This window comes from Pseudacidovorax sp. DMC4 (assembly GCF_056314265.1).
On the sequence record NZ_JBQUYR010000030.1, the window covers coordinates 1 to 6,422 of the forward strand.

3 protein-coding genes and 1 pseudogene are annotated in these 6,422 nt (G+C 69.2%); all 4 read right to left on the reverse strand.

Features of this window, described 5'->3' with window-relative positions; translation table 11 throughout:
* A pseudogene (locus ACT54X_RS28640) lies at positions 1–1,709 on the reverse strand (hypothetical protein); the annotation flags it as partial.
* Between the two features lie 272 nt (positions 1,710–1,981).
* The gene (locus ACT54X_RS28645) at positions 1,982–4,969 is read right to left on the reverse strand and encodes a beta strand repeat-containing protein (RefSeq protein WP_476350023.1); all 2,988 of its coding nucleotides are present in this window, start codon (positions 4,967–4,969) and stop codon (positions 1,982–1,984) included.
* Positions 4,970–5,175: 206 nt separating this feature from the next.
* Complete coding sequence (locus tag ACT54X_RS28650) at positions 5,176–5,790, reverse strand: hypothetical protein (protein WP_476350024.1); 615 nt, start codon at positions 5,788–5,790, stop codon at positions 5,176–5,178.
* Positions 5,791–5,924: 134 nt separating this feature from the next.
* Positions 5,925–6,422: helix-turn-helix domain-containing protein (locus ACT54X_RS28655; protein ID WP_476350026.1), on the reverse strand; the 498-nt coding region annotated here is incomplete at its 5' end.

The window sequence follows — 6,422 nt, forward strand, 5'->3', positions numbered from 1 at the left end:
GGCGGTTGCGTGCCGATGGGCGTGGGCGAGGTGTTGTTGCCCGGGTTGCCGTCGCCGTCGGGGTCGGGGTCGGTGCCGTTGACGGAGTCGTCGGTGATGCTGGCGGTGTTGCCCGCCACCGTGGCGGCCTGCGCGCGGGTGCTGTTGGCGAGCGTGGCGGCCCGGCCCGCGGTGTTGAAGCGCACCACGAACTGCAGCGTGAGGTCGCCCCCGATGGGCAGCACGGCGCCCGGCGCGAGCAGCGAGGAATGGGCCGCGGTGCCGTCGAAGGCGCTGTTGACGGCGGCCACCTGCCCACCCACGCTGCCGGCCGCCTGGAGGGTCTTGAGGGAGCCGGGCACGAGGGTGTACTGGCCCGCCGCCGGACTGGCGGCGCTGCTGTAGGTGCCGAACTGCGTGGCGCCCGCGCCTTCGAGCACGTTGATCAGCTGCGCGTCGTACAGCCAGGACGCGCCGTAGTTCTTGACGCGCACCGAGACGGTGACGTCGGCGGTGCCGTCGGCGTTGGCCCGCGGCAGGCTGGCCCACTCGGCCACGCCGATGCGCGCCGGGTTCAGCGACACGGGCACGGTGTTGGAGGCGCTGGAGGTGGCCTGCGTGCCGTCGTTGTAGAACGCCTGCGCGGTGTTGAGCAGATTGCCCGCGCTGGCGTTGGCCGCGACCATGACCGACAGGCGCATCTGCAAGGAGGCATTGGCCGCCACGCTGGCCGGCGCGGGCAGCGCCACCGCCACTTCGACCGCCGAGGCGTCGTCGGCAGCGCCCGTGCGGTAGTTGAAGGGCGCGTCCACCGGCAGACGGAACAGCCGCAGCGCCCCCGGCATCGAGGTCTGCAGCGAGCCGGGCACGTAGTACGTGCCGGGGGGGATCACGTCGCGCAGCAGCAGGACGTTGACCGGGCTGCCGTTGACCACGATGGGCGTGTTGCCGGGCATGGCGGTGCTCGCGCCCTGCGCCGCCTGGTTGCCCACGTTGGTGCCGTTGACGGTGTAGTCGATGCGCGAGACGCCCGGCTGCAGCGGCGCGCTGTAGCTGGCCGACTTGGTGAGGCTGAGCACCGCCACGTTGCCGATCTCGATCACGTCCCGGTTGCTCGCCGTGGCCGCCTGCACGCCCGAGGTGGCCGTGAGCGTGGCACACACCGCCCCTGAGGCCGCCGTGGGCATGGTGCCCATCGCCAGCAACGTGGCCGTCTCGCCCGGATCGAGCGTCAGGGCACCCGGCGTGTTCAGGGCCAGCACCGCCTCGGCGCTGTCGGCCGCGCCGTTGCTGTTGATATCGCGCACTAGCCGCATCGCGCCCAGGCTCAGGGCCGCGCTGCTCGGGCAGCCCGCCCCGCCATTGGCCCAGCCCAGCCTGTAGCTCGAGCGCACGTTGCCGGTGTTGGTCAACAGGTGGCTGAGCGTCAGCGGCATGCCCGAGGGGCGCACGAGCGTCTGGTCCTGCGTGAGTGTGAGCGAGTCCACCACCTGCACCGTGAGCATCACGCCGTTGGAGGAGATGGTCTCGGTCTGCGTGTAGCCCGCCGGGATGTAGGTGGCCGTGGCCACCACGCGCAGCACGGTGCCGCCCGGGGCCACTGCGGACCATGCGCCACCCGGCAGGCACAGCAGCAGCACAAGCAGCGGCAGCATCAGCGTGGCAAGCCACCGGCAGGCGCGTCGCAGCAGGGGCGGATTCGGGTGCAGGAGCGATTGGATGGCGGTCACGGCTGGGCTGCTTGTGCGTTGTTGTGGACAGGCTCGCGAGAGCGAATGCCCGCGCACCACGGCGCAAGCTCCCTCTCGAATGGCTGTTGTTCTTCTCTTCTCGGGATCTCTCTCGGGTCTTTTCTGCGCGCTCTGACGCGGGCGCGGCAAAGCGCGCAGAAAAGGGCAAAGCCGTGCCCACAGCAGGGCAGGCAGGCTTTGCCTTCGGGGTGCGGGACACCGCGGCCCCACTAAGGAGACGCGGCACCCGCAGCCTCAGGGCCTCGGAAGGCTTACTGGCTGTTGAGCTTGACCTGGAAGGTCATCGTGGCGGTGCCACCCGGGTTGACCGTGTTCGCCGAACCACCGCAGCTCACGCCGGTGGTGTCGCTGCTCCAGTCCGCGTTGGTCAGCGCCGGGGTGACGCCGGTGGACTCGCACTTGGTCGCCGGCAGGTTCGGCCCCAACGCGGTGAAGGCCGGCAGCCCATCGGACAGCTTGATGTTGCTCACCGAAGCCACACCCTGGTTGGTGGCCACCACGCGATACACCACGCACTCGCCAGGCTTGGCGCTGATGGGCTCGCTCTTGGTGGGCACCGGCGTGCCGCTGCAGGTGGCGTCCAGGATCTGCGTCTTGAGCAGCTGCACCTGCGTGGTGGTGACCGTGACCTTGTCGACCACGCTGGGCACCGCACCGAGGGCGGTCTTGCAGACGTTGGGCGCGTTCGCGGCAAAGTCCACATTCACCGTGACGTTGTTGGACGCGCCCACCGTGGCACCGCTGGGCGCGAACACCTTGACCAGCAGGTTGACCGACTGGCCCGCAGCCAGCGTCGGCAGCGCGTTGCCCGTCAGCGGCTGGTCGGCAGAGCTCAGCTGGCCGTCGTTGTCACTGTCCAGGTACAGCGTGGAGGTCCAGCTGCTGTCCGTGAACGACACGCTCACCGTGCCCACGCCGCAGGCGCCGGTGCCCGTGGCCGTGATCGAGTGGCTCAGCACGAGCGAGCCGCCCGGGCTGATCTGGCCCTCGATGGCGCGCACCACTTCGGCCGTGTAGGTCGTCGCAGCACTGACGGTCGTCACCTGGTCGTACAGCGTATCCACCGCGAAGACGCCGGCTTCACCCCCAACGGCACGCACCTGGAAGTACACACCCTGCGTGGCCGGCGCCTGGGTGGCCGGCACGAACACGCACGCGGTCACCTGAGTCGTGCCACCGTTGGCGTTGACCGACGGCGACGACGTGATGGCAGTGCCCGCCGGGCAGGCCGTGGCCTCGGAGCCGGCCGTGATGGGACCCGCCATGAACTTCACGACCCAGCCGCTGGGCAGGTTGCTCGGCAGCGTCGAGGAGCCACCCGCCTGCAGCGTGTAGGTGTCGGCCACACCGCCGTTGTTGGTGATCCACAGGTCGAACGAGGTCCACGAGCCAGCGTTGACGCCGCTCTTGGTCACGGTCGGCTGCGTGCTCGGGCCAACGCCCACGTCCGCATTCGCGCCGCTGTTGCTCACGCCGGTCTGGCTGTTGGTCAGGTCCACGGCCGGGCCGGTCACGGTGGTCAGCACGTCCTTGCTCGCGTCGAACTTGGTGGCGTCGGCGGCCGAGGTGGCGGTGACGGTCAGGGTGTAGTTGGCACCCACGGTCGGCGTGGCCGTCGGCGACAACGTGGCCTTGATCACGATGGTCTTGGTCGCGCCCGCAGCAATCGGGCCGGTGTCGATCTTGCCGTCGTTGTTGCTGTCCACCAGCACCGAGGTGCCGTCCGGTCCGTACGCACGCAGCACCGTGCCGGCCGGGAAGCTGTTGCCCGCCGCACCGATCGCCGGAATGTCGATGGTGAAGGTGTCCTCCCCGTTGCCCAGGTTGTAGATCTCGTGCTTGAACACGATCGTGGAGCCCGCCGGTGCCTTGGCAATGGTCTGGGTGTCGGCCGTGCCGTCGCCCGCGCCCGCCGTGACGTCCTTCGCGTTGGCAGAAGTCGCGCCCGCACTGCCCAGGGCCACCCCGTAGGTGCCCAGGACATTGAACGCGCTCTCGTTGGACGTGGCATTCAGGCCCGCCGGCGCGCCGATCACGGCCGTGGGCGCATCGTCCTTGCTGTACGTCACCACGTTGGCGGTGGTGCCCGTACCCAGCGTCGCGCTGCTGTTGACCAGCACGACGAAGCTCAGGGTGCGCTCGTTGCTCACCGGCAGAACCTTGTCCAGGAAAGTCAGCGTCTTGCTGGCGGCGTCGTACTTGAAGTCGACATTGGCACCGTTGGCGCCATTGCCCGTCTCATCCAGCGCCACGCCAGAATTGCTGCTACTCCACACCGCGGAACCCGTCACGTAGGTGAAACCAGCGGTCCTGCCGGTTCCGATGACGTCCTGCAGGTTGAAGGTGCCCACCTGGCCACCCGTGTTGCTGTACGTGATGGTGTAGGTGGTGTACGTGCAGGTTGCGCTGTTGCTGACCGGCCAGGCGGTGGCACAGGACGCACCCGAGGAGCGCTGGCCTTCGGTCTTGGCGGTCGGCAGCGGCCAGGCGCCACCACCCGGTGCAGCCACCGTCGGCGCCGCGATGGACGTGCGCACGTTGAACGCCGCCACATTGGTCAGCGTCACATCATCCTGCACCGTCACCGTCTGGTTCGACGCCGTGTACAGGCCGCTGCTTTGCGGCACCGCCGTCACCAGACCCGAGTCAAAGAGCACCGGCGCGCTCGTGACCGCCGACGCCGGGATGGTGTAGGCCACCACGAAGCCCAGCTTGCCGCCCGCGCTGACCGCCTGCGCAGGGACGCTGCAGGACGTGGGCGGCGATGACGGAGCAGTGGTGCACAGCGGCGTCGGGTTGTCCGCCTTTCCGTCGAAGTCGTTGTCCAGGAAGACCTCGATCTTCTCGAACTTGTTCGCCGACGTCGGCGCCGCCGTGATCAGGAACGAATCCGTCCCGTTACCGGTGTTGACCAGCACGTGCGGCGCATAGATCGTCGCAGCCGTCGAGCCCGTCTTGGTGTTGACGACCCCGCCCGCAGCCACCGACTTGCTGTCCAGCGTGAACGCACCGACCTGCAGCACGGTCGTCAATACCTCGTTTGATTGCGAGAACTGGTCGTCGCCGTTGGGGCCCTTGTACGTGGCCGTTGCCTGGTTGCCGATCTTCAATCCCGCGGGCGGCGTCGCCGCATGCGCAACAGAACTTCCACTCAGGAAGACTGCCGCCAATGCAGCTGCGCCAGCCCACGCCGCATACGGCTTGGCGCCGCCGCGGGTCTGTGGGTGATGGGTTTTCACGTGTTTTCTCCTCTCAAAGGAATGCCGACGTTCACAAAAGGGATAAAAACTGCCTCGCGATACGGCCCTCAGCCGCATCTCCGGGCAGGACGGTGCCGGTCCTCAGAACTCCTCGGCCGCATCCAGCCGAAGCCCCCCTGACAACCCACACGGGGTGTGCGCAGCCGCGCGCGCCCTCCTCGCGCGCAACACGGCCGCGCGCTCGTTCAGCGCTTGGCCGCAGCGCCCGCGGCAGCCGCCGCAGACACGGGCGAGATCTCCTGCGACGGCGCGGCCATCTCCACCTTCGCGCGCGCACTCACCACGGCCTCGGCCCCCGGCGCGAGCTCGTCCAGGCGCCAGCGGATCTGCCGGTATTCGTTCAAGGGCACCGGCTGCATGCGCCCGTCCGCACCCTTGCGCATCAGCGGCTCCGCCTCATAGGCCCCATCGGCCTTGAGCGCGAACTGCACGCCCTTGCCCGGCTGCGCCGTGCGCGCCACGTACTCCAGGCCCTCGGGCAGCGGCAGGTTCGCCGCCACGCCCTTGAGGGCCTGCTTGCTGACGTTCCTGTAGACCGCCCGGTACTCGAGCACGTCCCCAGGGCGCACCCCGTCGACCTCCTCCAGCTTCTCGCGGCCCCGCTCGTCCTTGACCACCTTCTTCTGCGTCAGCTCCACCGTGATGGGCTTCTGCTCGGCCTTCTGCTCGACCTTCGCGGGGGCAGAGGCGGACGCGGACGGCGCAAGCTGCGCAAATGCCGGCACGGCCAGCACCACGCTCAGCAAGGCCGGCGCGATCAGGCGCACGTTCATCAAGGGATTCATCAGGCGGTGTTTCATGGTCTTCACCTCTTTCAGGTCTTCAGGGCTGCTACAGGACAGGGTCGAACACGCCGGCGCCCTCGCAGGGGCGCCGCTCGAAGTCAGGGGCGGCCGCAGCACGCGGCGCACAGGCACAGGCACGCATCGGCGCGTCATCCGCCAAGCGCTCCGGAAGCCCGGTCGGCCGCATCCGCACGCACAGGCGAGGCGCCGCGTCGGGCCGCAAGAACAGACTTCGGGGAGATCGGCTGCACCGGCGTACGCGAGGCAGCGGCAGCACCTGCAGCAGCAGCGGCGCTGGCAGGGACAGCAAAGGCGTCCGCAAAGGACGGCGGGATTGAAGATGGGGTGGACGGGGTCATCGGCTCGCCAAAGGACGAGGCCGGCGTCAGTGCAATGGAGCCCGGGGACGGCGTGAGGGCTGCCGCCATGGGCATGCCAGCAACGCCGGCAGCAGCAGCCATCCGGCCCCCCTGCACCATCTGCCCACGCCCGCCCGCCGGCTCGTCGCCCACCCTCAGCCGGTAGCCCCAGCCGTGCACCGACAGGATCGGACACGGCGCGCCCGAACGATCGAGCTTCTTCATCAGCCGCATCAGGATCATGCGCATGCTGCTGGTGGCCAGCGGCTTCTGCCCGAAGTTCGCCCG